Here is a 25,667-nt window from a genome sequence, read left to right as displayed (position 1 = left end):
TTATGAGTGTTTCGTCCAGAGCATGATGACATAAAGTGCAGACACGTCCGTGTTATTTCTTGTGTCTGTTAGCCCTCTGCTCCCGGTATTTGGCTTTCTGACGTGCAGAGCCGCTGCCGTGCGCACCGGTTATGTATTTCTTTTTCTTGGCTTTGGTCTTCACCTTGCCATCTTCCTTGGGAGCGGTGCTTTTCTTTTTGAATACAAGTCCGCCTCCGCTTATTATATCATCAATTTCGTTGCTCATTCCGAAAAGTGTTTTCTGATCAATGATGGAACAGTCTCACACCTGTGAAAGCCATCGCGATGTCGTACTTGTCACAGGTCTCTATAACGTTGTCGTCGCGTACTGAGCCTCCAGCCTGGGCTATGTAGCGCACTCCGCTCTTGTGTGCGCGCTCGATGTTGTCACCGAACGGGAAGAACGCGTCGCTTCCGAGAGCCACGTCGGTGTTGCGTGCTATCCACTCTTTTTTCTCCTCTGCCGTGAGCACCTCTGGTTTTTCCTTGAAGAACTGCTGCCATGTGCCTTCACGCAGGACGTCGTCGTACTCATCGCTGATGTACACATCAATGGTGTTGTCGCGGTCTGCGCGGCGTATACCGTCAATGAACGGCAGGTCCATTACTTTCGGATGCTGCCTCAGCCACCATATGTCGGCTTTGTTTCCGGCAAGGCGTGTGCAGTGTATACGGCTTTGCTGACCGGCTCCGATGCCTATTGCCTGTCCGTCTTTCACGTAGCACACTGAGTTGCTCTGTGTGTATTTGAGTGTGATGAGGCTTATGATGAGGTCGCGTTTTGCCTCGTCCGAGAATGTCTTGTTCTTTGTGGGGATGTTCGCAAAGAGCGCAGGGTCGTCGAGCTTTATCTCGTTCCGTCCCTGTTCGAATGTTATTCCGAACACCTGTTTGCGCTCTATCGGCTCGGGAACGTATTGAGGGTCTATGCTGATGACGTTGTATGTGCCTTTGCGTTTGCCTTTAAGTATCTCGAGAGCTTCAGGAGTATAGCCTGGCGCAATCACACCGTCGCTTACCTCTCGCTTGATTAGTGTCGCCGTAGCGGCGTCACATGTGTCGCTCAATGCCACGAAATCACCGTACGAGCTCATTCTGTCGGCTCCGCGCGCTCTTGCATATGCGCATGCGAGAGGTGAAAGTTCAATGTTCACATCGTCCACAAAATAAATCTTCTTCAGTGTGTCGCTCAGCGGCAGACCTATTGCCGCACCTGCCGGTGAGACGTGTTTGAACGACGCGGCGGCAGGCATGCCTGTTGCCTCTTTGAGTTCCTTAACTAACTGCCATGAGTTGAGCGCGTCGAGGAAGTTGATATATCCCGGTCGCCCGTTGAGCACTTCTATCGGCAGTTCGCCTTCAGTCATGAAGATGCGTGACGGTTTCTGGTTCGGATTGCATCCGTACTTTAGTGCTAATTCTTTCATATTGTGATATTGAGAATATAATCGTTTTCAGGCGACAAAATTACGATTTTTTCATGACATATGCAAATATGGGAAACGGCTGTCGCTGATGTAGCGCGGCATGTTTATTTTTCACACTTATTGTTTTGCGGAAACGTATGTTTGTATTACTTTTGCAGGCACAGAGCGGAGCACTTTTCCACTGTTTCCGAAGGGTATGGCTGCAATGGTTTATGCCACTGTAAGGCATGCATTACGTGACGTGGAATCAGGCTGGAACGTAAATGCGATGCTCTGGAATTTAAGCGTTGGTAATGTAGTATGGAAAGGAAGCATTGGGAATTGAGCATGTTGCTCAAGGCAGTTGAGAGAAAGTTTAACGACAATGCGCATAAGCCGGCTGTGCTGAAGAAAATAGCCGCACACATCAAAAGTGCCGAGAAACCGGGTAAAGAGACGCTCGACAGACTGTCGTTGCTTGCCGGATTTCAGGATTGGGAGAGTTTTAAAGCCGCTATCTACGGCTCGGCTGACGGACTGTCGAACTTTGAGGATGAAGACGCGGACACGGAGGAGAGACCTCACAACGCACCGGCAGGACATTGACGCCTTCACTCATAGGGTATATAAGAATCAGGAATGACCGCTGTGTTTCCGCTTGTTGCGGAACAAGGCTTGCGCAGACTGCCGGGCTCAGACGTTCTTTGAGTGTCCGGCAGGTAAGAGTGCGGCATGCGTCTTTTATACCGCGTGTCGTCTGTAAGGGATGTTCCGGTGTGGTTTGCGTGTGAAATCATAAAGCGAGGCATTCCGATTAAGACAGACGGATGTGATGTCTGCCGTTTGAGCCGTGGCAGGATGATGCGGCTGGATGTGGCATGTTTTGATGTATTGATGGCTGTTATGCGTGGAATTACAGTCACGAGCCGGTCATAAGAACGCAAAAGCTGTGTTTTAAACACATTGTAGGCTCTTCATCCTTTTTCCGCACTTCTGCCGCCATATTGTCTCCCGCTTTTTCCTGATTCAGTCCGCCGCGCCTTCAATAAGGCATCAATGAAAACATCCTGAGCACAGGACTGAATACGAATGAAGAGTGACGAGCGGTCAGGGACAATGTATAGAGCCATTAACGACAAAAGGTTTTGCGGCATGACTGCGGCAAAACCTTTTATTTCTTTTGCAAGAATGTAATCCCTGAAAGCGCGTATGCGCATTATTCGCCAGTGATGACCTTCTTCTCTTTGATACGTGCTTTCTTACCTGTAAGCTTGCGCAGATAGTAAAGTTTGGCGCGACGTACCTTACCATGTTTGTTCACCTCGATGCTGTCAATGTTCGGTGACTCAATCGGGAAAATACGCTCAACACCTACGGTGCCTGACATCTTGCGTACGGTGAAGCGTTTCTTGTCACCGTGACCGTTGATTTTGATTACGACACCACGATAGAGCTGAATACGCTCTTTGTTTCCCTCGATAATTTTGTAAGCGACAGTGATAGTGTCACCAGACTTGAATTCCGGGAACTTCTTGCCGGTTGCAAATGCTTCTTCAGCAACTTTAATTAAGTCCATTTCTTGATAATTAAATTTGTTTATCGCCCAACGCAACATGACCAGCGACTCTTCCGTTGTCAGCGGTTACGCCGAAAAGCGGTGCAAAGTTACTACAATAATTCAGAACGGACAAATTTATGCCTCTAAATTTGTTGTTAATCAGTTAAATAACGGGCGTTTTCAGTAAATGCACCATGTGACCGTCATATTTCATGACAATGATATCCGTTCTGTTCCTTTTGTCGTGTCAGCAAATAAACATGAATAAGAAAATGAACGTTTGGCTTTGCATTATGCGATAGTTGCATTAACTTTGTAGCTTGAACATCCGGTGCTGAATGCGGAGGAGAAGGCTTTTGAGACCGCTGTATGGGCTGACCGGAAAATACACACATTATATGACAACAGACAATATGAAAAGAAAAATGCGCAGACGGGTGCTTGACTGCGGACTGCTGACATCAGTGCTTCTGTTTGCGGCATGCTCTTCAGGCATACAGCTGACGGGTGTGGAGCGCGGACGGATGCTGGTGGACAGTAGGTATGACACCGTGAGCGACAGTTCGGGTATGAGGTTCCTCTCACCGTACAAGGCAAAGGTGGACAGTTTGATGAGTCCTGTCGTAGGGCACGCGGCACACTACATGGAGGCGGCGCGACCTGAAAGCGACCTGTCCAACCTGCTTGCCGACATACTGATGTGGGGCAGCAGGGCATTCGGAGAGAAGCCCGACTTCGCCGTATATAATATGGGCGGCATACGTGCAGCCCTGTCGGAGGGGGCTGTGACGATAGGAAACGTGCTTGACGTGGCTCCGTTTGAGAACAAGATATGTTTCCTCACGCTCGACGGAGACAAGGTGGAGGAACTGTTTGAACAGATTGCCGCGTCGGGAGGAGAGGCTGTAAGCCATGGCGTAAGGCTTGTAATAACGAAGGACGGAAAGCTGAGGTCGGCTCTCGTAGGAGGAAAAGGTATAGAAAAGGACAGACAGTACCGCATTGCCACACTCGACTATCTGGCACAGGGCAACGACGGACTTGAGGCGTTCAAGGACAAGACCGGAGTGGTGTCTCCTAAGAGTGAGGAGAACAACGTGAGGCATATCATCGAGAATTATTTCAGAGAGCAGGAGAAGAACGGGCGTCCGGTGGAGAGCAGGGTTGAGGGACGCATAGTTGTGGAATGAAACATCGGAGACATATGATAAGGAATATTATAATGAGCTGTGCGCTCATCGTGTCGTCAATGGCGGCGGAGGCACAGACACAGATAGAGATACTGCACACCAACGACACGCACAGTTGTATACTGCCGTTGAGCAGAAACCTTGCCGACACGGTGGTGGCAGGACGCGGAGGATTCGTGAGACGCCTGGAGCTTGTGAACCGCGAGCGCAGTAAAGACCCCGAGTTGCTGCTGCTGGACAGCGGTGACTTCTCGCAGGGGTCGCCTTACTACACCCTTTTCCATGGTGATGTGGAGGTGGGGCTTATGAATCTTATGGGCTATGATGCGGTGACTATAGGCAACCATGAGTTCGACTTCGGACTGGAGAACATGGCGCGTCTCTTCAGAATGGCGAAGTTTCCGGTGGTGTGTTGCAACTATGACTTCACGTCAACACCGCTTGAAGGACTCGTGAAACCGTATGTCGTGATAGAGCGCAAGGGAGTGAGGATAGGCGTGTTCGGTGTGTGTCCCGAACTTGACGGGCTTGTTGACGAGAACAACTGTCGCGGAGTGAAATTCGAGAATCCGGAGAGTGCGGCAGCCAGAACGGTGAAGACACTTAGGGAGAACGAGAAGTGCGACGTGGTGGTGTGCCTGTCTCATCTGGGATGGGATGACGAAGGAGAGGAAGGCGACAGCAAGCTCATGTCTGAGACAAGTGGCATAGACATTGTGCTCGGAGGTCACTCGCATTCTTATTTTAAAGAACTGAAATATGTGAAGAATGCCGAAGGCAAGGAGATACCAAACGATCAGAACGGCAAACACGGAGTGTATGTGGGTCGGATAGTGCTCAGTTTTGACAAGTGATGTGCTGCTGCACTTGCAGTGAAAGCATGTGCCGGAGCATATATGAAAGGAAAGTCTCATCAGAAATGGTGAGACTTTTTTATTCTGAACCGCGTTTTGACTCCATACGTATTAGGTGCTGCTGTCATGCAGATTGGTTTCCGGTTATGTAGAAGATGTGACAGGATGTACCGGGAAAAGGCAGAATGCAAGATTGTGTCGGCATTGCGGAAGAGGAACGGATAGGTCGGCAATAAAGTAACAAAAAAGTTTTGACGGTCTGATGGACTATTCTGTTTTATTCAAAAACAGTGCCAGTGAGTGCAATGAAAGCTTGTTTTCATATTGCCGAACGCAGCCTGTTTTATTCAAAAACATACGGCATCAGGATGTTTAAAAACTCGTATTGTGCTTACCGATACTGTCTCGCAAATGAAAATAACGCGGTATTATACGTTGGTAATCCAAAGTAGAGACGCAAAATCTTGCGTCTCACAAGCAAGTATGTGCAATGAAGCGAGGTGAATATATGTCTGTCGTTGTCGAGCCTTTTGCACGGGAGACGCAAGATTTTGCGTCTCTACTGGGCTGACGCCACCATTGTTTAATGTAAAACAGGCTTGATTGACAATAGGATGGCAGGCTTTTGTCGTTATAGTCGCCACCATTTGATACATGAGAATAACGCGGAATATATGTGGATAATCCAAAGTAGAGACGCAAAATTTTGCGTCTCATAGGCAAGTATGCGCAATAAAGCGAGTTAAATAGATGCTTGTCGTTGTCGCTCCTCTTTCGTCTCACAAGCAAACATGCGCAATGAAGTGAGGTGAATATATGCCTGTCGTTGCCAAACCTTTTGCTCGTGAGACGCAAGATTTTGCGTCTCTACTGGGTTGACGCCATCATTATTTAATGTAAAACAGGCGTGATTGACAATTGGATGGCATGCTTTTGTCGTTATAGCCGCAACCGTTTGATACATGAGAATAACGCGGAATATATGTGGATAATCCAAAGTAGAGACGCAAAATTTTGCGTCTCACAGGCAAGTATGCGCAATGAAGCGAGGTGAATATATGTCTGTCGTTGTCGAGCCTTTTGCTCGTGAGACGCAAGATTTTGCGTCTCTACTGGGCTGACGCCATCATTGTTTTAATATAAAAAGATGCATTGACGGTCTGATGTCCGATTTTTGTTCGTGTATATGTGGATTGTGCGATGACTGAAGAGGAAAAGAAGGATTGCATTTGTTCGGAATCTGCCATTATGATTCATCCGTTTTCCGTGCTGCTTTCAGACATTGTTTATTCCTATTTAGTGCAATATGTGGCATTATGCGGTTACACCGGCAAAAAGCCTGTGAAAGAATGTCGGCGGTGGTGTGGCGGGATGGCATGGAGCTGGCAATAGTGTGTGAAATGATGAATATCGTTCCTATCGCATATTCCGGTCAGGATGATTATTCGAAATAGAAGCTGAGGACAATCATCTTCGTGTGTGCCTCCTTCACTGATTTGGCGAAGCGCAGCATGTTTCTGTCGCGCAGACGGTCGGCGTGAGTGGTGTCGAGGCTGTTGCCCAGTCCGTACATGAACTTCAGTTCGGGTCGCAGCTTGAAGAACGGGAGGTAGAAGTCGCAGCCGAATCCCACCTCAGCGCATATGTCGTAGCGTTTGAGGCGGATGTAGTCGGTGCTCTTGCCGCTGAGATTTATCATCGGGTTGACACCGGCTATGAGGTAAGGGCGGTGGTTGTTGAACCGCGGTGCGGCGAATATGAGGTCGAGTGCGGAGGAGATGTACACCGACTTGAGATTCTGGTTCTGCTCTCTGGGCTTGCCTTCAGGGTCGAGGTCGGTCATGTCGCGGAACGTTATGTGGCGGTTGCCGAAGTAAAGCGTTGGAGCCACACGGAACTGGAAATAAGTGCTTATGCGGTATTCGCCCACCACACCCACGTTGAATCCCGTGTCCCAGCGGTCCTGGTCGGCAGTGACAAGAGTCTCTACGGTTGTGCCGTCCTCGTTTGTAATGATCTGCGGACCGGCGTTCAGCAGTTCGAGATCCTGCAAATGAGTGCCGACGACCACTCCGAAGTGGAACGGGCGGAGGTCTGTGTAAGGTCTGTTCTGCACCGTGCGCGTCTGCGATAATGCATGTGACACACAGGCGAGAATCAATATCATCGTTGTCGCGAAACGTCTCATATATGTATTAATAACGCTGTTTGCGTTGGCTTATTGTATCACACCGGGTGAAGACAGTGTATAATTTAGTTAAAATAATATGACGAATGAGTGTATTCGGGATAAAAAATGTAACTTTGCACCGTACGCATCCGGTGTGTGCCGGCAGTGAGAATGTACAATAACATTATTAACATTATAAATTTATTTTAACTATGGCTTACGTAATTGGTGACGATTGTATCGCATGCGGTACATGTATTGACGAGTGCCCGGTTGGCGCAATCTCAGAGGGAGAAAAGTATTCTATCAATCCGGACATGTGCACTGAGTGCGGCACATGTGCTGATGTTTGTCCTTCTGAGGCTATCAGCCTTCCATAATAACGATTTTACTAAGAAGCGGGCTGTGCCTGACAGGTTGAGCACTTGTGCTCATTGCATTTGCCTGCATTGTTTAATCATGATTATTTTTTGCGGCTGCGCGTTTGCGCGGTCGCTTTTTTTGTTTTCGACATTGTGCTTATTGCTCTTCTGTATTTTGAGCTGAAGTAATGTGGAAACATTCGTTTCTTTATTGATGATATATTGCGGAGCATCCGTAACAAGTGGAATATAGTATAGCGGAACAGGCATGAGGGGTGGCTGAGGCGGCGGCAATATGGTGTAAGCGTATGATTGGCGTTCTGATTAGCGGGTCTGGTCAGTAGCATGACAATGTGGTTTTGTCGTCACATCTTTAACGTGAAGTAAATCGCAGGCATTCGGTCGGCATTGTCGGGAGAGACGTGTGCTGGTCAGGAAGCGGCGGTGTGAGACGGACATGAGATAAATGCGGAGGGGTGGCGGGATGTAATGTTTTATCCGGAATAGGAAGGAAGGCATCGTCATTAATTAGTGCAGACGTCATACGGAAGTTTTTCCGGTTTTGCAGGATATGTGGGCTGGCACAGCAGACAAAGGAGGGAAGAAGGATTGTAATGACGGTGAGGCAATGGGATGGAGAAGAGTCGGTCAAGTGAGAACGAGGCTGTGGCACTGTGATTACCGCTTCTTTTTTATGTATAAATATACATTTTAGGGATTAAGAGAAAGTATTCTGATAATCAGAAAAAGAGAATCTGTGGAGTGTCAGTGATTGGTTTGTCTGTCGGATGAATTGATTCGGAAGTATGGTTTGGTACATTCTGAATGTCTTCGTTACGCTTTTTATTCACTATTTAGGCTTATTTTGAGCGTCAGAACATGCTCTTTTGAGTCGTGAAACGGTACGTTCTGACGGACGGAAAAGCCTTTATCGCAGTATGGAAAAGGCTTTCTTGCAGTCGTGTTTTCTGATAATTGTGATGCATGTAATGTTATCCGGTTGATTGTCAGGACTTTATCGTATTGTCGGAATACTCGTGTATATGCGTGCATGTGGTTGTCTTGTTGCATATAACGTGCTCTCGTGAGGATGACTATGTATAATTATGCAGTCAGTAGACGGTTTTTCTTTATCCGGAATCTGGCATCAGACTTCAACCGGATGGCACGTTACCGTCATGAATTTCGGCTTAATTTATACCGAGGATATGAGTGTTTGCATCGGGCAAAAAGACAGAATATGATTGCGGCAATGGTGTGGAAGACAGATAAGGATTGTACCGTCAATCGTGTATTTATTGTTAGTGTTCTAATGTTTGATTTTAATTTTTAATCGCGAATATGATGTCAGACCGTCCGCACTGATTTTTCTCGTTTGACTGTATGTCACATGTCTTTCTTCTGCACTGACGCCGGCATCCTGCCATGTATTTTCCCTCCGTGTGTATATCCGCTTCTCAGCCAAGCCAGAAAGGCAGTCTGTATGACTGGAACTGTATATACGTATTGAGCATAACTGCGGATTAGGAATAACCACTCTCTCTACATTCATTTTTGTCCAACCTATGATGATTATGCTGTAAGGTTTGTGTTGATTGTCTGAACGTGCTTTTCCGATTTAAGTGAGTATTCTTCATGATACAAAAACAGTGCCAGTGAGAGCAATGAAAGCTTGCTTTCATATTGCCGAGCGCAGCCTGTTTTATTCAAAAACAGTGCCAGTGAGAGCAGTGAAAGCTTGCTTTCATATTGCCGAGCGCAGCCTGTTTTGTGCTGAAAATATGTTGGCGTCAGCCAAGTAAAGACGCAAAATCTTGCGTCTCCCGAGGAATCATCATCGCAATGAAGGGCATATAATTACCTATATTCATGCGTCTTCTTGCTTGTGAGACGCAAGATTTTGCGTCTCTACTTTGGATTGCACACATATAATAGCGTTTTATTTCAAGTGTGAAACAGTTCCAGTGATCGCATTATATACTCGTTTTCGGATTGTCGAGCGCAGTCTGTTTAATAAAAAAAACGCATGCGACAGGTAAGTGCCGCATGCGTGTGGTATATTGATAAATGATGTCTTACAGTTGCTCTGCCAGTCCGAGAGCCTGCTTTGCCATTGCGTTCTCCGGGTCGATTTCAAGAATCTTGTTCCAATACATTACAGAGTTTGCCTTATCCTTCTTAAGCAGGAAGTAGTAGCCCATGTAGCGGTATGATTCTATCAGACGCTCGTTGTCGGTCTCGTCCTTTGTCGGTTTGGCGTTGATAAGCTCAATGAGCTTCTCGTAGTGCGGTTTTGCAAGACCTGTTTTTGTCTCCGGGTCGAGAGCGTAGCCTATGTGCGCGCGCTGCAGTGTTGCGTAGTCGGCTACACTCGGCATATTAGTTGCCATCTCTCCATAGATGGAGTCAGCCTTTGCGTAGTATATCTTTTTCTTGTCTTCAGCTATAGTTGAGTCGGCTGCTTCTGACATATACATCGTTGCGAGTATGTTTATGTCGTTGGCAGTCTTCTGTTTCAGATTGTCAAGATACTTCTCGTAAGTGCTTATGGCGTTTGTGTAGTCGCCCTTTTTCTTATACGCCTCGGCAATGTTCTTCATAGCGTCGTTCTTGTCAGCCTCGTTGTCCTTGTTGTTTTCGATGGACTTCTGGAACATGGCGATGGCATCGTCGTAGTTGCCTTTGCCCAAGTGAGCGTAACCGTAGTAGAGATAGTCGCTTTCGGTTATTTTTGTCTCATCCGACTCATTGAACAGTTTGTGGGCATACTGCAGTGCCTCGTCGTAACGCTTGAGGTTTGTAAGGTCGAAGAACGATATACGGTTGAGGGCGGGATTGCGCGGGAACTTGTTGTTTCCGAACTGCGAAATCTCCAGACTCTTTTCAAACTCGCCTTTAAGGAAGTAGGAGAGTGCAAAGTCCACCAGCTGGTAGTCTTCCATCTGAGACTTGTCCACCTGTGTGTAGTATTGTATTGCCTTGTCCAGATCACCGGACTTGCTGAATATCTCAGCGGAGATGAGAGCGATGGGATAGTCGGGTATCTGCTTTTTCATCTCTTCCAGTTTGGCAACGGCTGCGCTCGGGTTAGCCTTGCTGTTCACTTGTGCGTAGCGGCGGTAACCGTTGGGGTTTTTAGGGTCGAAATAGATAGCCTGCTCGAAAAGAGCTGATGCTGCACCACCGTTGTCGTTGATAACCTGGATGTCACCAGCCAGTACGTAAGCGTCGCCATAGTTCTTGTCGCGCTTGATAGCCATGTCGGCATATTTCTGGGCGTTCTCTGTGTCTTTAATGTCGAGGTATGCCCGTCCGACGGCAACTATCACGTCCGGCTCTTTCTTATACTCCTTGAAAAGATCCTTTACCTGATCCTCTTTGTCGGGAGCGTCAGATTTGATAACTTTGGTGAGTTGTTCGATAACAGCCTTGTGGTCTTCTTCCTGTGCTGTAGATGGAGTGTTGATGCCTATCATCAAAGCTCCGATAAGTAAATATTTTATTGCTTTCATATCCTTTATTATGTTCAGTTAAATTTTCATTGCTGTTGTGCTCATCCGGTATTTCAATCGTTTGTCACCTTGACATCGCGGATTGTGATGTTGCCTTGTACAGGCAGTAATCCTGCATTGAAAATAATCATCTGTCCTTTCGGGGATGAAATGAAGTTGGAGAATCCCCATGGCAGACCGCGCAGCGGATCGTTAAGCAATGCCCATATTGTGCGCGTGAGCGGGTAATTGCCGTTATACATGTAATATTGATACGGTTTCCAGCTGTTGGCTGGTGTCGCTTCGTCTATTCTGCTGACAGACATTACACGTATGTCTTTGTTGAACGTGAGGTTTGTCGAGTCACGTTTGTCGTTGAGCCAGTTGCTTCCGATGATGCCTATGGCATTCGGTGTCTTCTCAACGTAGGTGATGACATCTGCTGTCTTTTTTGTTGCCACGACATTAGGACTCGTTATCGGTTTGCCGCCAAGAATGCTGTCTTCGGCAAAATGCACGGTGCTTGATTTCTTGTTGTCGAACACTACGATTATGTCACCGCGTTTCGAGCCTGGATATATGTCGCTCCATTTGGTTGCCTTTCCGCTAAGTATCTCCTTAATATCCTTTACGGAAATGCAGCTGTCGGTGTTCTCGTTGTTTATGATGAGAGCGAGTGCGTCGTAGGCAATGGCTTTTGAGCGTGGGTTGAATCTTCTGTCACGAAGATTCTGTCTTTCGTTTTCCTTGAAGTCGCGTGATGTTATGGCAAGGCAAACCTTTCCGTTGAGCAGCATGCTTATTGCATCCGACTCGTTTGTGTATATCGGATTGACCTTTGCCTGTTGGTATGTGAACTCGAATATCTCGCGCTCTTCTTCTATAATGGGACTAAAACTTTCGTCAGAGGCGAAACTTATCACCCCTGACGAATATGTATCTGTCCTGCCGTCTTTGCGCTTCTTGTTACAGGAAACGCAAAGACTCGCAAGCAGTGCTAATCCTACGAATATGTAAGATATTGTTTCTTTTCTCATTCTTTCTGTTTTGTTACTGTAATCTGAATGTAACCGGTACCTGATATTTCACACGTACTGCAGAACCGTTCTGCTTACCGGGAATCCAGCGCGGCATGCTCTTCACAACGCGTGTTGCCTCACGGTCGAGCGAAGGATCCTGTGACTTGATGACTGTTACATCTGTGATGGAGCCGTCCTTCTCTACAACGAAGCCTATAACAACACGGCCTTGTACACCGTTTTCAGCTGCAATTGTAGGATAGTGGGTGTTCTCCTGCAGATATTTCATCAGAGCTGCGTCACCGCCGGGGAATGCAGGCATCTGCTCAACCACCTCGAATATTTTGTTTTCTTCGGCTTTAGGCGGTTCGGGCTGTGCGATTACTTCCTTTGCCTTGAGCACTTCACCGTTTGCGTCATCGTTTCCTTTTACGTCAAAAGTACCGATGGCAACTTTGGTGTTCATGAGCTCGTCCTGTGTCTTAAGCTCTTCTTCAGGTTTTACCTCTTCGTCTTTCTTGATGACAGGAGCTGTAAACTTGATTGAGCTCTTTACACGTTCAACGACCTTTTCAGGCTGCTGGATTTCAATCTTCTTCTGCTTTACTTCCGGCTTTTTCTTCGGTTGTTTAAGAGCGGAAAGCTCTGTCACCTGCGTTACGGCAACCTTTGAGCGCTGTTCATCAACGAAGTTCTTGAATATAAGTACTACGAGACATACAGCAACCAGAATCAATACTGAGATGATAGCGATTATATTGCGCTTTGATGTGCTCCTGCGGAGTCTGTAGGCTCCGTAGGATTTGTTGCGACCTTCAAATACTAAATCAACCCAGTCGTTTGAAATTAAATCTATCTTTGACATAGTCTTTTCGTTTTAATTGTTCAACATTCAGCGACTATTTCACTCCTACCTTGTCGAGAAGCTTCTGGTCGTCCGGGTTAATCTTGTCGATCACATACTTACCAATGCTGCATATCTGCATCTCATCAAGAGCTCTGATAAGGTTTTTGTAGGCAGAATTGTCAGTGGCCTTTATAATGATGGTCATTGTAGAGATTTTCTGTCCGTCAATCTCTCCAGCCTTGATCTTTGACAGCTCCTTGTTGTAAATAGAGTCAGGATATGTCGGATCTGCCAGCTTCTTTTCATCAAGCTTGGCTTTTGCAAGCATCACCTGCTGTACCGGCTGGGTTCCGTCTTCTGTCACGTGGGAAATGAGAACCTTGCGGATTCCGTCTTTTCCCCATGTGGTCTTTTTAAGACATGTCGGATCATCATACTTAGGAAGTCCTGCGATATAGTAAATCTGATCGTCGGCTCCTACATATATCGTAATGGTATATGAGGCTTTTGTTACAGACTTATCCTCGTCTGTCTGATTCTTATCGTTACTCGGCATACTCAACTCCATTGTCTGTGGTTTTGCCAGAGATGTACAGAGCATGAAGAATGTGATAAGAAGCATCATCATGTCCACCATAGGCGTGAAGTCCACGCGGACATTCATCTTTTTCTGCTTGCTTTCTTTTTGCTTGGCCATTCTTAATCCTCCTCTGTTTTTAATGAAGTTATGAGATAGTAACGGTTTTCGTTCATATCTTGAAGTTCAGACATTACAGTCTTGATGGCACTGTACGGAGTGTCCTGGTCGGCTTTGATTGCGATTTTTATATTCTCGTTTGCATTACGTGCTTCTGTAACCCAAAGCTGGAATTCGCTTTTGTCTTTCTTGCCGGAGCCGTCATCAATACTGTCGGTCGGAATACCTTCTTTCTGTATGGCTGTTGCCAGCTGATCCTCAGGAAGACTGAGATAGGCTGTCAGTTTGTCCATGCTGACACCAAGCATAGAGTGTTTTCTCAGTGTCTCTCTCTGGGTGCCCGTAAGGGATATTCCGAATTTTCCTGTCATAGCATCTACCATTGATACCAGATCATTGGTATTGTCAATGGACATGAACACTTTGCCATCTTTGGCAACATGTACGTTCAAGACATCTGTTTCCGGAACTTTAATCTCCGACACCGAGTTCGGGGTGAGCACTTTCACCGGTTCGTTCTTCACGAATGTTGATGTCAACATGAAGAAACACAGCAAAAGCACCATCACGTCGGACATTGGAGTCATGTCTATCCAGATGTCGTTTTTCTTAATTTTTACTTTACCCATAGTGATAAAAGTTTAAAGGGTTAGCAAAAATTAAGCCTCTTCTCCGTGGTTGGCTTCGTATGTCTGTGCGATAGTGTAACCAACTTCATCGAGAGCGTATGTCAGCTTGTCGATCTTGTTTGTAAAGAAGTTATAAATAACTACAGCGAACCAAGATGTCAAAATACCTGATGCTGTGTTTACCAACGCCTCAGAAATACCTGTTGAAAGAGCCTGAGAGTCAGCACCTCCACCAGCTGCCAGAGCAGCGAATGAACGGATCATACCGACAACGGTTCCGAACAGAGCGGTAAGTGTACCAAGTGTTACGATTGTAGCTACGATGGGAAGGTTCATCTGAAGAGTAGGCATTTCAAGCTGGGTAGCCTCTTCGTGTGCCTGCTGAATCTTAGCTATCTTCTGGCTCTTTTTGATGCCGGTTGTCTTTTCCATATCCTCATATGCATTGAGAGATGCGGAAACAACGTTTGCTACAGAGCCTCTCATCTTGTCGCAAAGCTGGTGTGCTGTTGCGAAATCACCGCTCTTTATAGCTGCTTTAATCTGTGCGGTGAATTTTGCCAAAGGCATCTTACCGAATGCAGAACGCAGTGCGAGATAACGCTCAACGCCAAGTGAGATAACTGTGAAAAGCAATGTGAAGATTACAGGAACGACGATACCTCCCTTATAGATTGTACCAAGAAGGTTGGCAGGTTCTCCGCTGTTGTCTCCGCCATGGAAGTTTGATGGGTTACCGAGGAAATATTCATAGAAAAGGAATGCAATTACGCCACATATTACTATGATCCAAATTGCGTCTCTAACTCCTTGGAAACCCTGTGATTTCGGGCTGTTCTTTTGTGTAGTTGCCATAATTTAAAATTTTAATTTTAGTTGTTAATAAATTTTTTTGGTTGTTATGTTTAATTATTTATATCGACTGTTTGCTTTTGTTCTTACTTGCTATTTTGCTTTCCGGTATGTAATCTTGAGGCAAAGATAACAATTTAAGTATAATTGAAACTTGTATTTGCGTATTTTAACAGTGAATTTATTTAAATTAGTCAGGACATTTGATGTTTGAAGTTTATTTCAGGCGTGAAAGCACGTCTTTTATTCTGCTCATCGCTTCGCGTATGTTTTCATCGCTTGTAGCGTAACTCATGCGGAAACATTCAGGATCACCGAATGCGTCACCGGCTACTGTTGCCACATGACCGACTTCAAGCAGATACATCGCAAAGTCCGTAGAATTGTTTATTGTGTGCTTTCCGTCGCTCTTACCGTAGAAGCTGCTGCATTTCGGGAACAGGTAAAAGGCACCTTGCGGGGTGTTCACCTCAAGTCCTGGAATGTCTTTTGCCAGTTCAACAATCAGATTGCGGCGGCGTTCAAAAGCTTTTCTCATTTCCTCAACACAGTCTTGCGGCAGTGTATATGCAGCTTCCGCAGCCTTCTGGCTTACTGAACACGGACCGCTCGTGTATTGTCCTTGCAGCTTGTTGCATCCTTTTACTATCCATTCCGGAGCTGCAATGAAGCCTATACGCCATCCTGTCATGGCATATGCTTTAGATACACCGTTTACGATGATTGACCGTTCTTTCATGCCAGGGAATTGGGCAATGCTTTCGTGACGACCTGTATAATTGATGTGTTCGTATATTTCGTCAGCAAGTACAAAGAGGTCTTCATGACTCTTTATCACTTCAGCTAAGCTTTCAAGTTCATCTTTTGTATATACGCTTCCGGTAGGATTGCTTGGAGAGCAAAGAATCAACAGTCTTGTTTTTGGAGTGATGGCGTCCTCCAGTTGTTGTGCTGTGATTTTGAAGTTCTGCTCGAATCCCGCATTGATAAAGACCGGGTTTCCACCGGCAAGTTTTACCATCTGCGGATAGCTCACCCAATACGGTGTCGGAATAATCACTTCGTCACCGTCGTTAACGAGAGCCATTACGGTGTTGCATACGCTTTGTTTTGCGCCGTTTGACACCAGTATCTCATTAATATTGTATTCAAGATGGTTCTCTCTTTTCAGTTTTGCGGCAATGGCTTTTCTCAGATCGGCATATCCCGGTACTGGAGAATAACGAGAATAATTATTGTCAACAGCTTCTTTTGCCGCATTTTTGATGTGGTCGGGAGTATTGAAGTCAGGCTCACCTACGCTCATGTTTATAACGTCAATGCCTTGTGCTTTCATCTCGCTGCTTTTCTGCGACATGGCAAGTGTTGCGGACGGTGCGAGTCTGTTAAGACGATCAGATAATTGTGCCATAATTTTTATGTTTTTTATTTTGCAAAATTAAGAAATTAATTCATTATGCCGAAAGAAAAGATAGTATATTTCTATATTGTTAATATAATTGTAATGATTTATAACTTTATTGATTATTCTTGAATTTTATGAGTACAAAGATGTTAATTATTGCGGCAACGAGCGCTCCTGCGAGCAGTCCGTATATCAGTCCCGACCTTATATTGCCTGATTTCGCACCAATTGCCGTACCGAGCATGATTGAGACAGAGAATACGACTCCGTCTATAAGATATATTATGTATTTATATTTCATTATACGGGTTTTACACCGCAGTATTGCAGAAGTCCGTTCCTATTTCAGATGAAGGGTGTGTCCCATCCTGTCACGCTTTGTCTTCAGATAGCGTTCGTTGTATTCGTTGGGTGTTATCTCAATGGGAACATTCTCTATTATTTCCAGTCCGTAAGCCTCCAGTCCTACTCGTTTTACCGGGTTGTTGGTCATAAGTCTCATCTTGTGTACACCCAAGTGGCGCAGCATCTGTGCCCCACATCCGTAATCACGCTCGTCAGGCTGAAATCCGAGATGGATGTTTGCGTCTACTGTGTCATAGCCTTCTTCTTGCAGCTTGTATGCCGCGATTTTATTCATAAGACCTATGCCGCGACCCTCCTGCTGCATGTATATGATGACACCTTTACCTTCTTTCTCAATCATCTGCATCGATTTATGCAGCTGTTCGCCGCAGTCGCATCTTTTGCTTCCCAGTATGTCTCCTGTAGCACACGACGAATGGACTCTTACCAGTATTGGCTCGTCTTCTTTCCATTCCCCTTTCACGAGTGCCATGTGTTCCATTCCGTTGCTTTGCTGACGGAACGGAATAATGCGGAAATGACCGTATTCTGTAGGCATGTCGACTTCTTCGCCTACCTCTATTATTGACTCCTTTTTCAGACGATAGGCAATGAGATCCTTGATTGTTATTATTCTGAGTCCCCATTTTTCAGCCAGTCTGGTAAGTTCCGGCATTCTTGCCATCGTCCCGTCATCGCTCATAATTTCCATCAGTGCCCCCGCCGGATACAGTCCAGCCAGTTTGCACAGGTCTATTGTCGCTTCGGTGTGTCCGCAACGTCTCAATACACCGTTGTCCTGAGCGTATAGAGGGTTTATGTGTCCGGGTCTTCCGAATGTCTGAGGCGTTGAAGCCGGGTCGGCAAGAGCCTTTATTGTTTCAGCCCTATCGTGGGCGGAAACGCCTGTGGTGCATCCTTCCAGCTTGTCAATTGTCACGGTGAAAGGGGTGCCGAGCACTGATGTGTTGTTGCTCACTTGTCTTGGCAAGTCAAGCTCCTCGCAGCGTGAGAGCGTCACTGGAGCGCAAAGTACGCCGCGCGCGTTCTTCAGCATGAAATTCACTTTATCCGCAGTGATCTTCTCCGCTGCGATAATCAGGTCGCCTTCGTTTTCCCTGTCTTCATCATCAACGACTATTACGAATTTTCCTTCTTTAAAATCTTTTATCGCATCTTCGATGCTGTTGAGGTTGAACTCAGTCATATTCTCGTATTCTTTTTAAATGTTCGTGTTATAATATATGTATTGCAGCGGACTCACATCTTGTTTATCCGTGCTATTATTCTGTCATTTGTATTCTTGATGTTCTTGAGATCCTGAAGCAATCTCAGTCTGTATCGCCACATTCTTATATATAGTATGGCTCCCAGCGGTACGATTATAGCTGCCGTAATATTGAGCCATTTGCGGTCGAAAGGTCTCGTATGTGCCTTTTCCGATATTATGGGATAAGCGTTGAGCTCGTTCAGTATTATACTGTCTTTTGTGTTTGCCAGATCCTCTATTATCCCCTCAAGCTCTTTGTTTATGCGTTCTATCTCATGGTCCGGCTCATATCTGAAGAACACTTTTATGCAGTTTGGCGCCGATTTCAGCCGGTGTCTCTTTGAGTATTCGTATATCTCGGTGCTTATTTTCTGCAGTCCAGCCGCGTCGTTCTTGTAGTCGGGTGTCTCTATTATCACTTCTTTAGCGGCGATATGGCGTTTTATCCTTAATCCGAGGAGTTTGCGCAATATGTTGATATACACGTCTATGTTGAACACCGTTGAATCCTTGTTTGCCTTATATGTGAAAAATACGGCTGTTGGGATAAGCACTGCGGATGCCAGACTTGTTCCGAACCATATGCTCCACATGCCTCCGCTTGCCATGCGGCTGCCGGAATTCTCAAGTATATAGTACACAATGAACACCAGCACCGATATTATCACAGGCATCCCGAGCCCACCTTTACGTATGATAGCCCCGAGCGGTGCTCCTATGAAGAAGAAAACCAGACAGGAGAGAGCCGTCGTGAATTTCTTTATACGCTCAATCTTGTGCTGTCTTATAAGTTTGTCACCGTCATCGGTTATCATGCTTTTGAAGTCGAGGTCGGTCACATGCTGCTGTATTTTGTTCAATGCGTCGTTGGCAGCCATTCTCTTTTTCTCCGGCGGGAGCTTTGCGTAAGCCGAATCGACGTTGTATGCCACTTCCGCAGCCCTTCTCACTGCTGTTATGGAGTCTTTCTTGGAGACTTGCGGAAGATAATAGAACGACATCTTGTCATTGATGTAATAAGCCCGTCCTATGCTGTCGTAATCATGCTTTATTGAGTCCACGAAATGGTTTATCTGCGTGAGACTCTTTGCCCTTGCGTCGTTTGAAAGAGATGTGGCGTCCGCCATGTTGAAGTCACCGTCATAGTCGAGCACAATCTTCTTGTTCACGAACGTCTCTCGTCTGTATGGCACGGATGCGCTGTTGGCAAACTCCTGAGATTTCATGTTCTCAAACCACTCTCCGCTCCACAGTGTCAGCAGCAGGTGCTTTTTCTCTGCCGTTGCCTGCAGCATGCCCGAGTCGGCGAGTATTATCGCCTGATCCTCATAGCTGCCTGTCATGCGGTATATCATGATTCCGTAGAGCTTTCCCGTGTTCAAGTCTTTTTTCTGCACGTAAAGGTTGCTGTTCGGGATACCGTCATAGAACACACCTTCGGGTATTTCCAGCTCCGGACTCTTCTGTTTCATCGACATCAGAATCTGTCCCAGTTTCATGTTGGCTGACGGACCTACGCTGTTCTGGAAATAGAATGAGGCAAGACATACCAGAATGGAAATCACAATGAGCGATCTGAATGTCTGCATAAGTGATATTCCGGCTGCCTTTATTGCTGTGAGCTCACTGCTTTCGCCTAAGTTTCCGAATGCTATGAGCGATGAAAGCAATATCGCCAGAGGAAAGGCTTGGGGGACAAGCATGAGTCCCATGTACCAGAAAAACTGTGCCAACACATCCATTGACAGTCCTTTCCCGATAAGTTTGTCAATGTATCTCCATAAGAACTGCATCATCAGCACAAACTGGCAGATGAAAAAGGTGCCTATAAAGAGGATGCCGAACTGTTTGGCGATGAATATATCTAACTTTTTTATACGAAACATTGTTGGCAAAAGCTTTTTGCACGAATCAGTGCTTGTCAGCCTGCAAAATTAGTAAAAAAAATATGAAACGTTTCCATTTATACTTTTTTATTATTTATTTAAGATGTGTGCTTTCGGTCTAAAGCCCGCTTGTGTGGTGAAGCCTCTTCATGTTCTCTGCCCATATGCTTTGAAGGGCATCCACGTCCTCCTCTTCGGCGAAATCTGTAATGTGGAGCGTAAAGTCACCGGTCAGCGTGTTTCTTTCCATTCTCAGGTCAACGTACGTGTTTTCCTCCTTCTCGTCTTCCCACACGAAGCGAATGTTGCAGAATTTCTCACATTCAATCACTCTCGCATGTCTTATCTCATGATTGCTCCATACCTTTCCCCAGGTAAATGTAAGTCTGTCATTTTCCTGTTCTATTTCGTCGGCGAGCCATTTACCCATACCCTCGGGAGTCCCTATCAGATTCCATATGATGTTGGGTGATTTTGAATTCAGTCTTTGTTCAATTACTATTTTCTCTTTTTTCATCTGGAGTTTGGTGTAGGTTGTTTTTCTTCAGAACATCTTACATCTTAACTGTTTACAGTGCAAAAATAATATATTTGATATGCAAAACAGCAAAAAAGAAGAAAATATTTTGCAGTTTAATAAAATTGTATTATCTTTGCACTCGCAAAAACGAAAGGCGGGATAGCTCAGCTGGTTAGAGCGCATGATTCATAATCATGAGGTCCCCAGTTCAATCCTGGGTCCCGCTACAAAGTGATACAGAAATATTTGCCATAGGTGGTTTTCCGCTTATGGCTTTTTCTTTTTCATCAGTCCGTCATGTCAATGCCATGTCGCGTTCCGGTAGAGTCGCTGTTGCCGTCCTGCCCGTATGGACAATTCATATAGTTTGTTTTATTTTAAAACAATATTGGCGTCCGCCCTGTAAAGACGCAAAATCTTGCGTCTCCCGAGGAAAAATCGCGGCAATGACAGGCATATAATCACATAAGTTTATTGCGTATCATTGCTTGTGAGACGCAAGATTTTGCGTCTCTACTTTGGATAGTCCGCCTAAATAACGGGTTTTGTCATGCGCTCACTGGCACTGTTTTGCATTAAAAAACTACCCGTTCTTTTTATAACTGTACACCGCCAGAGTGTTTGCCACTATGGCAAAGGCGGTGAGAACGGCTGTCTGCGGCAGTATGTCGCATAGCGTTCCTCCTTTTATGAACACTGTGCGCATGCCGTCGATGAAGTATCTCAAAGGATTCACCGTGGTGATGTATATTGCCCAGTCGGGCATAGAGCTGACGGGTGTGAACAGTCCGCTCAACAGTATCATGCACACCATGACAAACCACATTACGAACATCGCCTGCTGCATGGCATGGCTGTAGTTGCTTATCATCAGTCCGATGCCGCTGAAAGTCAGCGCAAGCAGCATCGCAAGCATATAAAGCAGCAGTATGTTTCCCTTTGGGGCAATGCCGTATACAGCCCATGACAGCACAAAGCATATTGTCATCACTATCATGCCGATAATCCAGTAAGGAATGAGTTTTGCGATGATGAATGTGGTTTTTGCTACCGGCGACACGTTTATCTGCTCAATGGTGCCTTGCTCTTTCTCCCCCACGATGTTGAGTGCCGGCAGAAATCCGCAGAACATCACTATGAGTATCGCCATCAGTGCCGGAATCATGAATATCTTGTAGTTCTGCCCTTTGTTGAAAAGACTGAATGTCGCAAGCTTCTCCCCTTTCCCTTCCACCGCAGGGCGGGCATGCTCCTTCAGATTGTCGTTCATTATGTTAGCTATGTACGATGCCCCCATTCCTCCTTTAATGCCGTTCACCGCGTTCGCGTCAATCAATATTTTCGGCTGTCTGCCGTTAGTCACATCGCGCTCATAGTTCTCCGGTATCACTACAACTACGTCCGTCCTGCATCTGTCCATTGCCTGCATCGCCTCCTCGTGGCTTCTCTCCGTTCCTGCGAAATCGAAGTAGTCGGACGCCTCTATCCTGTGTATCAGTCGCGACGAAAGCGTGGAATGGTCGTTGTCCACCACACTCACCTTTATGTTCTTCACCTCGAAGCTTGTCACCCAAGGCGTAACACACATTATTATAATAGGGAACAAAAAAATCATTTTAGGAATGAACGTGTTCCGCATTATCTGTATGAACTCCTTTTCCAGCAGGTATCTTATTGTCATAACATGATGTTTTTTATTTCAGATGCTCTTTGAAATTCCTCAGGGCGGCAGCAAGCAGCACTGCGGTCATTGCGAGCAGCACACACGTCTCTACGGTTATGGTGGATGGCTCTGCCCCCATTATCATGATTTTCCTTACGGCTGAGATGTACCATCTTGCCGGAACCACGGCTGAGACATACTGTAGTATCCCCGGCATACTCTCCACCGGAAATATCATTCCGGACAGCAGAAGGGTGGGAACGAGCATCGCCATTCCCGAGGCAAGCAGTGCGGCGACCTGTGTATGTGTGGCTGTGCTGATGAGAAGTCCGAGCGACAGCGCGAGCACGATGTATATAAACGACACCAGAGCAATGACCGGAAGACTCCCGGCTATCGGTACGCCGAGCACAAAACGTGATATTGTGATTATGCATGCCAGTATTACTGTCGACAGCACGAAATAGGGCACCGCCTTGGCTGTTATTATCACAACCGGCTTTACCGGCGACACGAGCAGCGTGTCCATGCTTCCCCGTTCCTTCTCGCGCACTATGCTCACAGACGTCATCATGGTGCATATGATGAGCATCAGCATCCCCATGATGCCCGGAACGAAGTTGTAGGAGCTTTTCATCTGCGGGTTGCACATCAGTCTTGTCTCAACTGCCTGACCCGCCGCCGTCTGTCCGTAGAGTGTCTCCGCCGCTATCAGTCCGGCATAGTTGGCGTGCAATACAGACATGTTTGGGTCTGAGCCGTCCGTCATTATCTGTATCGCCTCCTCGCCGTCGTATCTGTGGCTTGCCGGAGAAGGCTGGAATACAACCGCCATGTCAGCCCTGCCGCTTCTTATCATGCTTGCCGCGCTTTCCGGAGAGTCCGTGCTGCCGGTGACGGTGAAATATTCCGACGCATCCAACCGTTCCGCTATCCGTCGGGTGAGCATGTCCTCCACCGGAGCCACGGTCACAGTCCTCACGTTTCTCACATCTGTCGATATGGCAAATCCGAACAGCAGCATCATCACTATCGGCATGCCGAACAGCACCATCATCGTACGGCTGTCGCGTAGGATGTGTTTCGTCTCTTTCGATATGAATGCCATGAATTCTCTCATAGTGCCCGCTCTCCTCTCTTTGCCGTCATGGCAAGTCTTGTGAATACTCCGTCCATGTCGTCGCATCCGTACCTTGACTTCAGTTCTCCGGGTGTTCCCATGGCGCGTATCTGCCCGTCCACCATTATTGATATGCGGTCGCAATACTCGGCTTCGTCCATATAGTGGGTCGTCACAAACACGGTTATGCCGCGTCCGGCAGCTTCGTATATGAGTCTCCAGAACTGTTGCCTTGTCTTAGGGTCCACTCCTCCCGTGGGTTCGTCAAGGAACACCACCTCCGGATTGTGCATTATGCTCACCGTGAAGGCTATCTTCTGTTTCCATCCGGGCGGCAGCTCCCTCACGAGGGTGTTTTCCAAGGCTTTCATGTCGAGCCGTTCCACCGCCTCGCGGCTTTTCCGCTTTATGTCGTTTTCTGCCATTCCGTATATCCCTCCGAACAGTCTCAGGTTCTCTTTCACCGTCAGGTCGCCATACAGAGAGAACTTCTGGCTCATGTATCCTATGTGTCTCTTCACCTGCTCGTGTTGTGCGGCGACGTCAAATCCAGCCACCTCCGCGTGTCCGGAGGTGGGACGGCTCAGACCGGTAAGCATGCGCATTGCCGTTGTCTTTCCTGCTCCGTTTGCTCCGAGAAATCCGAATATCTCTCCTTTCCTCACGTTGAACGATATGTCGTCCACCGCCCTGAAGCTGCCGAAGGCTTTCACCAGACGGCTCACCTTTATCACCTCCTGCCTGCCGCTGTCTTTCATGTCATTCTGCGTGCGCGGTCTGTCGGGACAGAATATGTCGGCAAAGCGCGTCAGTATGTCGTCCGGGCTGCCTGTACCCATGACGCAGCCCTTGTCTATGAACACAGCCCGTCCGCATCTTCTTATCTCGTCGATGTACGGAGTGGCAGCTATGACCGTCACGCCGCTTCTGTTTATTGTGCCGAGCGTGTCCCACAATTCCTTTCTCGACACCGGATCCACACCCGTCGTAGGCTCGTCGAGCACCAGCAGCTGAGGCTTGTGCACCAGCGCGCAGCACAGTGCCAGCTTCTGTTTCATTCCTCCCGACAACGCCCCGGCGCGCCTGTCCTTGAACCGTTCTATCTGACTGTATATGCCTTTTATGTTTCCGTAGCCCTCCCTTATGCTTGTTCCGAACAGGGTGGCGTAGAACTTCAGGTTTTCCTCCACCGTCAGATCCTCGTAGAGAGAGAACCGTTCCGGCATGTAGCCGCATATGCGTCTTATCCCCGAAGCCTGCCTTCTTATGTCCATTCCTCCCACCGTGCCGCTGCCGGAGTCGGGCAGGAGCAGTGTCGTGACTATGCGCAGCAGAGTCGATTTCCCCGCTCCGTCACATCCGGTAAGGGCAACCATCTCTCCGCGTTCCACTCTCAGCGACACCCTGTCGAGTGCCGTCGCGCCGCCGTAACTCTTGCATATGTTGTCGAGTGCGATCATTTCAGAAACCTCACTTTGCCGTACATACCTATCTTCGCGCCCCCGTCGTTGTCTATGGCTATCTTTACGGCATATACGAGAGAGGCTCGCTCGTCGTCGGTGAGAATTGTTTTGGGTGTGAACTCAGACTTCTGCGCTATCCACGTCACCGTCCCCTCATAAGTCTTTCCCTTGCCGTTGCCATAGTCGCAGGTCACCTCCGCCTTCTGTCCTGTCCTCACCTCCGCCAGCTGTTCGGACGTGATGTATGCCCTTATGTACATTCTGCGCGTGTCCGCAATCTTGAACAGCGGTCTGCCTGTCGTGGCGAATTCGCCCTGTTCGGCATATTTCTCTATCACTGTTCCGGTGACCGGTGCCACAATCCTGCATTTCCCGAGTCTGTCGAGTATCTGCATTCTCTGTATGTCCGTGGCGTTCATCTGCTTGTCGAGGCTGCGGGTGCTGTTGCCGAGCGACGAAAGCTGCGCCTGCAACTGCCGCCTCAACACCTTCAGCGCGCTCTCCGCGTCGTCCAGCTGTTTCCTGTTAGCCGCGTTGTCGCGCACGAGTCTCTCGAAGCGCAGCTTCTCCATCTCCGCCTTTTCAATCTGTTGTCTGGTGGCGGCTATCTGTGTCTGTATGTCAGGTCTGCTGCTCGCGATGCTCTCTTTCGTAGCTCCGAGCCTTATCGCGCTTAGTGCCAGCTGCACGGTGTCGATGAGTCCCGCCTGATGTCCTTTCTTCAGCAGCGTGCCCTCTTCGGCGTCAAGGCGCACAATCTGTCCCGTCTCCAGTGCCGATACTGTTATTTCGGTCGCCTCGAAGATGCCGGTCGCGTCAAAACCCTTCTCCCTGCTGTCGCATGCGGCAAGCATTGCGGCAGCCGTAATCATTATCATCGTTCCTGTTCTCATCATTGT

24 protein-coding genes and 1 tRNA gene are annotated in these 25,667 nt (G+C 47.2%); 6 read left to right on the top strand and 19 right to left on the bottom strand.

Annotated elements, in window-relative coordinates:
• Positions 1–52: 52 nt before the first annotated feature.
• Positions 53–247, bottom strand: coding sequence for a hypothetical protein (locus BN4609_RS14035; RefSeq protein ID WP_068857212.1), 195 nt, complete (start codon positions 245–247; stop codon positions 53–55).
• A gap of 19 nt (positions 248–266) precedes the next feature.
• Positions 267–1,448 (bottom strand): phosphoribosylaminoimidazolecarboxamide formyltransferase, encoded by a 1,182-nt coding sequence (locus BN4609_RS14030; protein ID WP_068857211.1) that lies wholly within the window; start codon positions 1,446–1,448, stop codon positions 267–269.
• A gap of 300 nt (positions 1,449–1,748) precedes the next feature.
• Between BN4609_RS14030 and BN4609_RS14020 the strand changes: the two genes are divergently transcribed.
• A complete protein-coding gene (locus BN4609_RS14020) occupies positions 1,749–2,033 on the top strand; it encodes a hypothetical protein (RefSeq protein WP_164071704.1) in 285 nt (94 codons plus the stop codon).
• 610 nt (positions 2,034–2,643) lie between these two features.
• Here the strand turns inward: BN4609_RS14020 and rplS are convergent.
• Positions 2,644–3,003, bottom strand: a complete 360-nt coding sequence (gene rplS / locus BN4609_RS14010) for a 50S ribosomal protein L19 (RefSeq protein WP_068857300.1) — start codon at positions 3,001–3,003, stop codon at positions 2,644–2,646.
• A 407-nt stretch (positions 3,004–3,410) separates the two neighbouring features.
• Here rplS and BN4609_RS14005 point away from each other — a divergent pair, with 407 nt between their 5' ends.
• Entirely contained in the window at positions 3,411–4,175 is a 765-nt protein-coding gene (locus BN4609_RS14005) for a 5'-nucleotidase C-terminal domain-containing protein (RefSeq protein WP_068857299.1), read from the top strand.
• A gap of 14 nt (positions 4,176–4,189) precedes the next feature.
• Entirely contained in the window at positions 4,190–5,029 is an 840-nt protein-coding gene (locus BN4609_RS14000) for a bifunctional metallophosphatase/5'-nucleotidase (RefSeq protein WP_068857207.1), read from the top strand.
• 1,441 nt (positions 5,030–6,470) lie between these two features.
• On the opposite strand, the gene porT is transcribed toward BN4609_RS14000, so the two are convergent.
• Positions 6,471–7,217 (bottom strand): type IX secretion/gliding motility protein PorT/SprT, encoded by a 747-nt coding sequence (gene porT, locus BN4609_RS13995; RefSeq protein WP_068857206.1) that lies wholly within the window; start codon positions 7,215–7,217, stop codon positions 6,471–6,473.
• Positions 7,218–7,411: 194 nt separating this feature from the next.
• On the opposite strand from porT, the gene fdxA reads away from it, so the two are divergent.
• Together fdxA and BN4609_RS16665 are read left to right on the top strand one after the other, a co-directional pair.
• Positions 7,412–7,579, top strand: coding sequence for a 4Fe-4S ferredoxin (gene fdxA, locus BN4609_RS15955; RefSeq protein WP_021992268.1), 168 nt, complete (start codon positions 7,412–7,414; stop codon positions 7,577–7,579).
• 1,637 nt (positions 7,580–9,216) lie between these two features.
• On the top strand, positions 9,217–9,363 hold the full coding sequence (locus BN4609_RS16665; protein WP_164071688.1) for a hypothetical protein: 147 nt from the start codon (positions 9,217–9,219) through the stop codon (positions 9,361–9,363).
• Positions 9,364–9,636: 273 nt separating this feature from the next.
• On the opposite strand, the gene BN4609_RS13985 is transcribed toward BN4609_RS16665, so the two are convergent.
• From BN4609_RS13985 to BN4609_RS13935, 11 genes are all read right to left on the bottom strand, one after another.
• Positions 9,637–11,073 carry a tetratricopeptide repeat protein gene (locus tag BN4609_RS13985; protein ID WP_021992199.1) on the bottom strand — a complete coding sequence of 479 codons (1,437 nt, stop codon included), beginning with the start codon at positions 11,071–11,073 and terminating at the stop codon, positions 9,637–9,639.
• Between the two features lie 53 nt (positions 11,074–11,126).
• Positions 11,127–12,089 carry a PstS family phosphate ABC transporter substrate-binding protein gene (locus BN4609_RS13980; RefSeq protein WP_068857204.1) on the bottom strand — a complete coding sequence of 321 codons (963 nt, stop codon included), beginning with the start codon at positions 12,087–12,089 and terminating at the stop codon, positions 11,127–11,129.
• 13 nt (positions 12,090–12,102) lie between these two features.
• Positions 12,103–12,936, bottom strand: a complete 834-nt coding sequence (locus tag BN4609_RS13975) for an energy transducer TonB (RefSeq protein ID WP_021992201.1) — start codon at positions 12,934–12,936, stop codon at positions 12,103–12,105.
• Positions 12,937–12,970: 34 nt separating this feature from the next.
• Positions 12,971–13,615 (bottom strand): ExbD/TolR family protein, encoded by a 645-nt coding sequence (locus BN4609_RS13970; protein WP_021992202.1) that lies wholly within the window; start codon positions 13,613–13,615, stop codon positions 12,971–12,973.
• Between the two features lie 2 nt (positions 13,616–13,617).
• The gene (locus BN4609_RS13965; RefSeq protein ID WP_021992203.1) at positions 13,618–14,244 is read right to left on the bottom strand and encodes an ExbD/TolR family protein; all 627 of its coding nucleotides are present in this window, start codon (positions 14,242–14,244) and stop codon (positions 13,618–13,620) included.
• Between the two features lie 30 nt (positions 14,245–14,274).
• A complete protein-coding gene (locus BN4609_RS13960; RefSeq protein WP_021992204.1) occupies positions 14,275–15,099 on the bottom strand; it encodes a MotA/TolQ/ExbB proton channel family protein in 825 nt (274 codons plus the stop codon).
• 214 nt (positions 15,100–15,313) lie between these two features.
• On the bottom strand, positions 15,314–16,507 hold the full coding sequence (locus BN4609_RS13955) for a pyridoxal phosphate-dependent aminotransferase (RefSeq protein WP_068857203.1): 1,194 nt from the start codon (positions 16,505–16,507) through the stop codon (positions 15,314–15,316).
• Positions 16,508–16,613: 106 nt separating this feature from the next.
• Entirely contained in the window at positions 16,614–16,802 is a 189-nt protein-coding gene (locus BN4609_RS13950; protein ID WP_068857202.1) for a hypothetical protein, read from the bottom strand.
• Positions 16,803–16,841: 39 nt separating this feature from the next.
• Complete coding sequence (locus tag BN4609_RS13945) at positions 16,842–18,053, bottom strand: bifunctional 3,4-dihydroxy-2-butanone-4-phosphate synthase/GTP cyclohydrolase II (protein ID WP_021992207.1); 1,212 nt, start codon at positions 18,051–18,053, stop codon at positions 16,842–16,844.
• 53 nt (positions 18,054–18,106) lie between these two features.
• Positions 18,107–20,002, bottom strand: a complete 1,896-nt coding sequence (locus BN4609_RS13940; RefSeq protein WP_068857201.1) for an LptF/LptG family permease — start codon at positions 20,000–20,002, stop codon at positions 18,107–18,109.
• Between the two features lie 118 nt (positions 20,003–20,120).
• Positions 20,121–20,519 carry an START-like domain-containing protein gene (locus BN4609_RS13935; protein ID WP_068857200.1) on the bottom strand — a complete coding sequence of 133 codons (399 nt, stop codon included), beginning with the start codon at positions 20,517–20,519 and terminating at the stop codon, positions 20,121–20,123.
• A 156-nt stretch (positions 20,520–20,675) separates the two neighbouring features.
• Here BN4609_RS13935 and BN4609_RS13930 point away from each other — a divergent pair.
• A tRNA-Met gene (locus BN4609_RS13930) sits at positions 20,676–20,749 on the top strand.
• A gap of 356 nt (positions 20,750–21,105) precedes the next feature.
• Here the strand turns inward: BN4609_RS13930 and BN4609_RS13925 are convergent.
• Genes BN4609_RS13925 through BN4609_RS13910 form a run of 4 tightly spaced genes read right to left on the bottom strand, consistent with a single transcriptional unit; the run spans position 21,106 to position 25,661 of the window.
• Positions 21,106–22,203, bottom strand: a complete 1,098-nt coding sequence (locus tag BN4609_RS13925; RefSeq protein ID WP_068857199.1) for an ABC transporter permease — start codon at positions 22,201–22,203, stop codon at positions 21,106–21,108.
• 13 nt (positions 22,204–22,216) lie between these two features.
• A complete protein-coding gene (locus BN4609_RS13920) occupies positions 22,217–23,305 on the bottom strand; it encodes an ABC transporter permease (RefSeq protein WP_068857198.1) in 1,089 nt (362 codons plus the stop codon).
• A complete protein-coding gene (locus BN4609_RS13915) occupies positions 23,302–24,765 on the bottom strand; it encodes an ATP-binding cassette domain-containing protein (RefSeq protein WP_068857197.1) in 1,464 nt (487 codons plus the stop codon). The genes BN4609_RS13920 and BN4609_RS13915 overlap by 4 nt, the downstream gene beginning before the upstream one ends.
• Complete coding sequence (locus BN4609_RS13910) at positions 24,762–25,661, bottom strand: HlyD family secretion protein (RefSeq protein WP_068857298.1); 900 nt, start codon at positions 25,659–25,661, stop codon at positions 24,762–24,764. Before BN4609_RS13910 ends, BN4609_RS13915 begins: the two co-directional genes overlap by 4 nt.
• Positions 25,662–25,667: the final 6 nt, after the last annotated feature.

This window comes from Leyella lascolaii (assembly GCF_900079775.1).
GTDB lineage: Bacteria > Bacteroidota > Bacteroidia > Bacteroidales > Bacteroidaceae > Prevotella > Prevotella lascolaii.
The sequence above is the reverse complement of the archived record's forward strand: the minus strand, read 5'-3'. Positions and strand labels throughout refer to the sequence as shown.

What these genes read in the sequence shown, in the direction of transcription:
- BN4609_RS13985 (WP_021992199.1), bottom strand. Translation starts at nt 11,073, where the DNA reads ATGAAAGCAATAAAATATTTACTTATCGGAGCTTTGATGATAGGCATC.
- BN4609_RS14005 (WP_068857299.1), top strand. Translation starts at nt 3,411, where the DNA reads ATGCGCAGACGGGTGCTTGACTGCGGACTGCTGACATCAGTGCTTCTG.
- BN4609_RS14035 (WP_068857212.1), bottom strand. Translation starts at nt 247, where the DNA reads ATGAGCAACGAAATTGATGATATAATAAGCGGAGGCGGACTTGTATTC.
- BN4609_RS13980 (WP_068857204.1), bottom strand. Translation starts at nt 12,089, where the DNA reads ATGAGAAAAGAAACAATATCTTACATATTCGTAGGATTAGCACTGCTT.
- BN4609_RS13935 (WP_068857200.1), bottom strand. Translation starts at nt 20,519, where the DNA reads ATGAAAAAAGAGAAAATAGTAATTGAACAAAGACTGAATTCAAAATCA.
- BN4609_RS13960 (WP_021992204.1), bottom strand. Translation starts at nt 15,099, where the DNA reads ATGGCAACTACACAAAAGAACAGCCCGAAATCACAGGGTTTCCAAGGA.
- rplS (WP_068857300.1), bottom strand. Translation starts at nt 3,003, where the DNA reads ATGGACTTAATTAAAGTTGCTGAAGAAGCATTTGCAACCGGCAAGAAG.
- BN4609_RS13965 (WP_021992203.1), bottom strand. Translation starts at nt 14,244, where the DNA reads ATGGGTAAAGTAAAAATTAAGAAAAACGACATCTGGATAGACATGACT.
- BN4609_RS14000 (WP_068857207.1), top strand. Translation starts at nt 4,190, where the DNA reads ATGATAAGGAATATTATAATGAGCTGTGCGCTCATCGTGTCGTCAATG.
- BN4609_RS13910 (WP_068857298.1), bottom strand. Translation starts at nt 25,661, where the DNA reads ATGAGAACAGGAACGATGATAATGATTACGGCTGCCGCAATGCTTGCC.
- porT (WP_068857206.1), bottom strand. Translation starts at nt 7,217, where the DNA reads ATGAGACGTTTCGCGACAACGATGATATTGATTCTCGCCTGTGTGTCA.
- BN4609_RS13975 (WP_021992201.1), bottom strand. Translation starts at nt 12,936, where the DNA reads ATGTCAAAGATAGATTTAATTTCAAACGACTGGGTTGATTTAGTATTT.
- BN4609_RS14020 (WP_164071704.1), top strand. Translation starts at nt 1,749, where the DNA reads ATGGAAAGGAAGCATTGGGAATTGAGCATGTTGCTCAAGGCAGTTGAG.
- BN4609_RS13970 (WP_021992202.1), bottom strand. Translation starts at nt 13,615, where the DNA reads ATGGCCAAGCAAAAAGAAAGCAAGCAGAAAAAGATGAATGTCCGCGTG.
- BN4609_RS13940 (WP_068857201.1), bottom strand. Translation starts at nt 20,002, where the DNA reads ATGTTTCGTATAAAAAAGTTAGATATATTCATCGCCAAACAGTTCGGC.
- BN4609_RS14030 (WP_068857211.1), bottom strand. Translation starts at nt 1,448, where the DNA reads ATGAAAGAATTAGCACTAAAGTACGGATGCAATCCGAACCAGAAACCG.
- fdxA (WP_021992268.1), top strand. Translation starts at nt 7,412, where the DNA reads ATGGCTTACGTAATTGGTGACGATTGTATCGCATGCGGTACATGTATT.
- BN4609_RS13925 (WP_068857199.1), bottom strand. Translation starts at nt 22,203, where the DNA reads ATGACAATAAGATACCTGCTGGAAAAGGAGTTCATACAGATAATGCGG.
- BN4609_RS13955 (WP_068857203.1), bottom strand. Translation starts at nt 16,507, where the DNA reads ATGGCACAATTATCTGATCGTCTTAACAGACTCGCACCGTCCGCAACA.
- BN4609_RS13920 (WP_068857198.1), bottom strand. Translation starts at nt 23,305, where the DNA reads ATGAGAGAATTCATGGCATTCATATCGAAAGAGACGAAACACATCCTA.
- BN4609_RS13950 (WP_068857202.1), bottom strand. Translation starts at nt 16,802, where the DNA reads ATGAAATATAAATACATAATATATCTTATAGACGGAGTCGTATTCTCT.
- BN4609_RS13945 (WP_021992207.1), bottom strand. Translation starts at nt 18,053, where the DNA reads ATGACTGAGTTCAACCTCAACAGCATCGAAGATGCGATAAAAGATTTT.
- BN4609_RS13915 (WP_068857197.1), bottom strand. Translation starts at nt 24,765, where the DNA reads ATGATCGCACTCGACAACATATGCAAGAGTTACGGCGGCGCGACGGCA.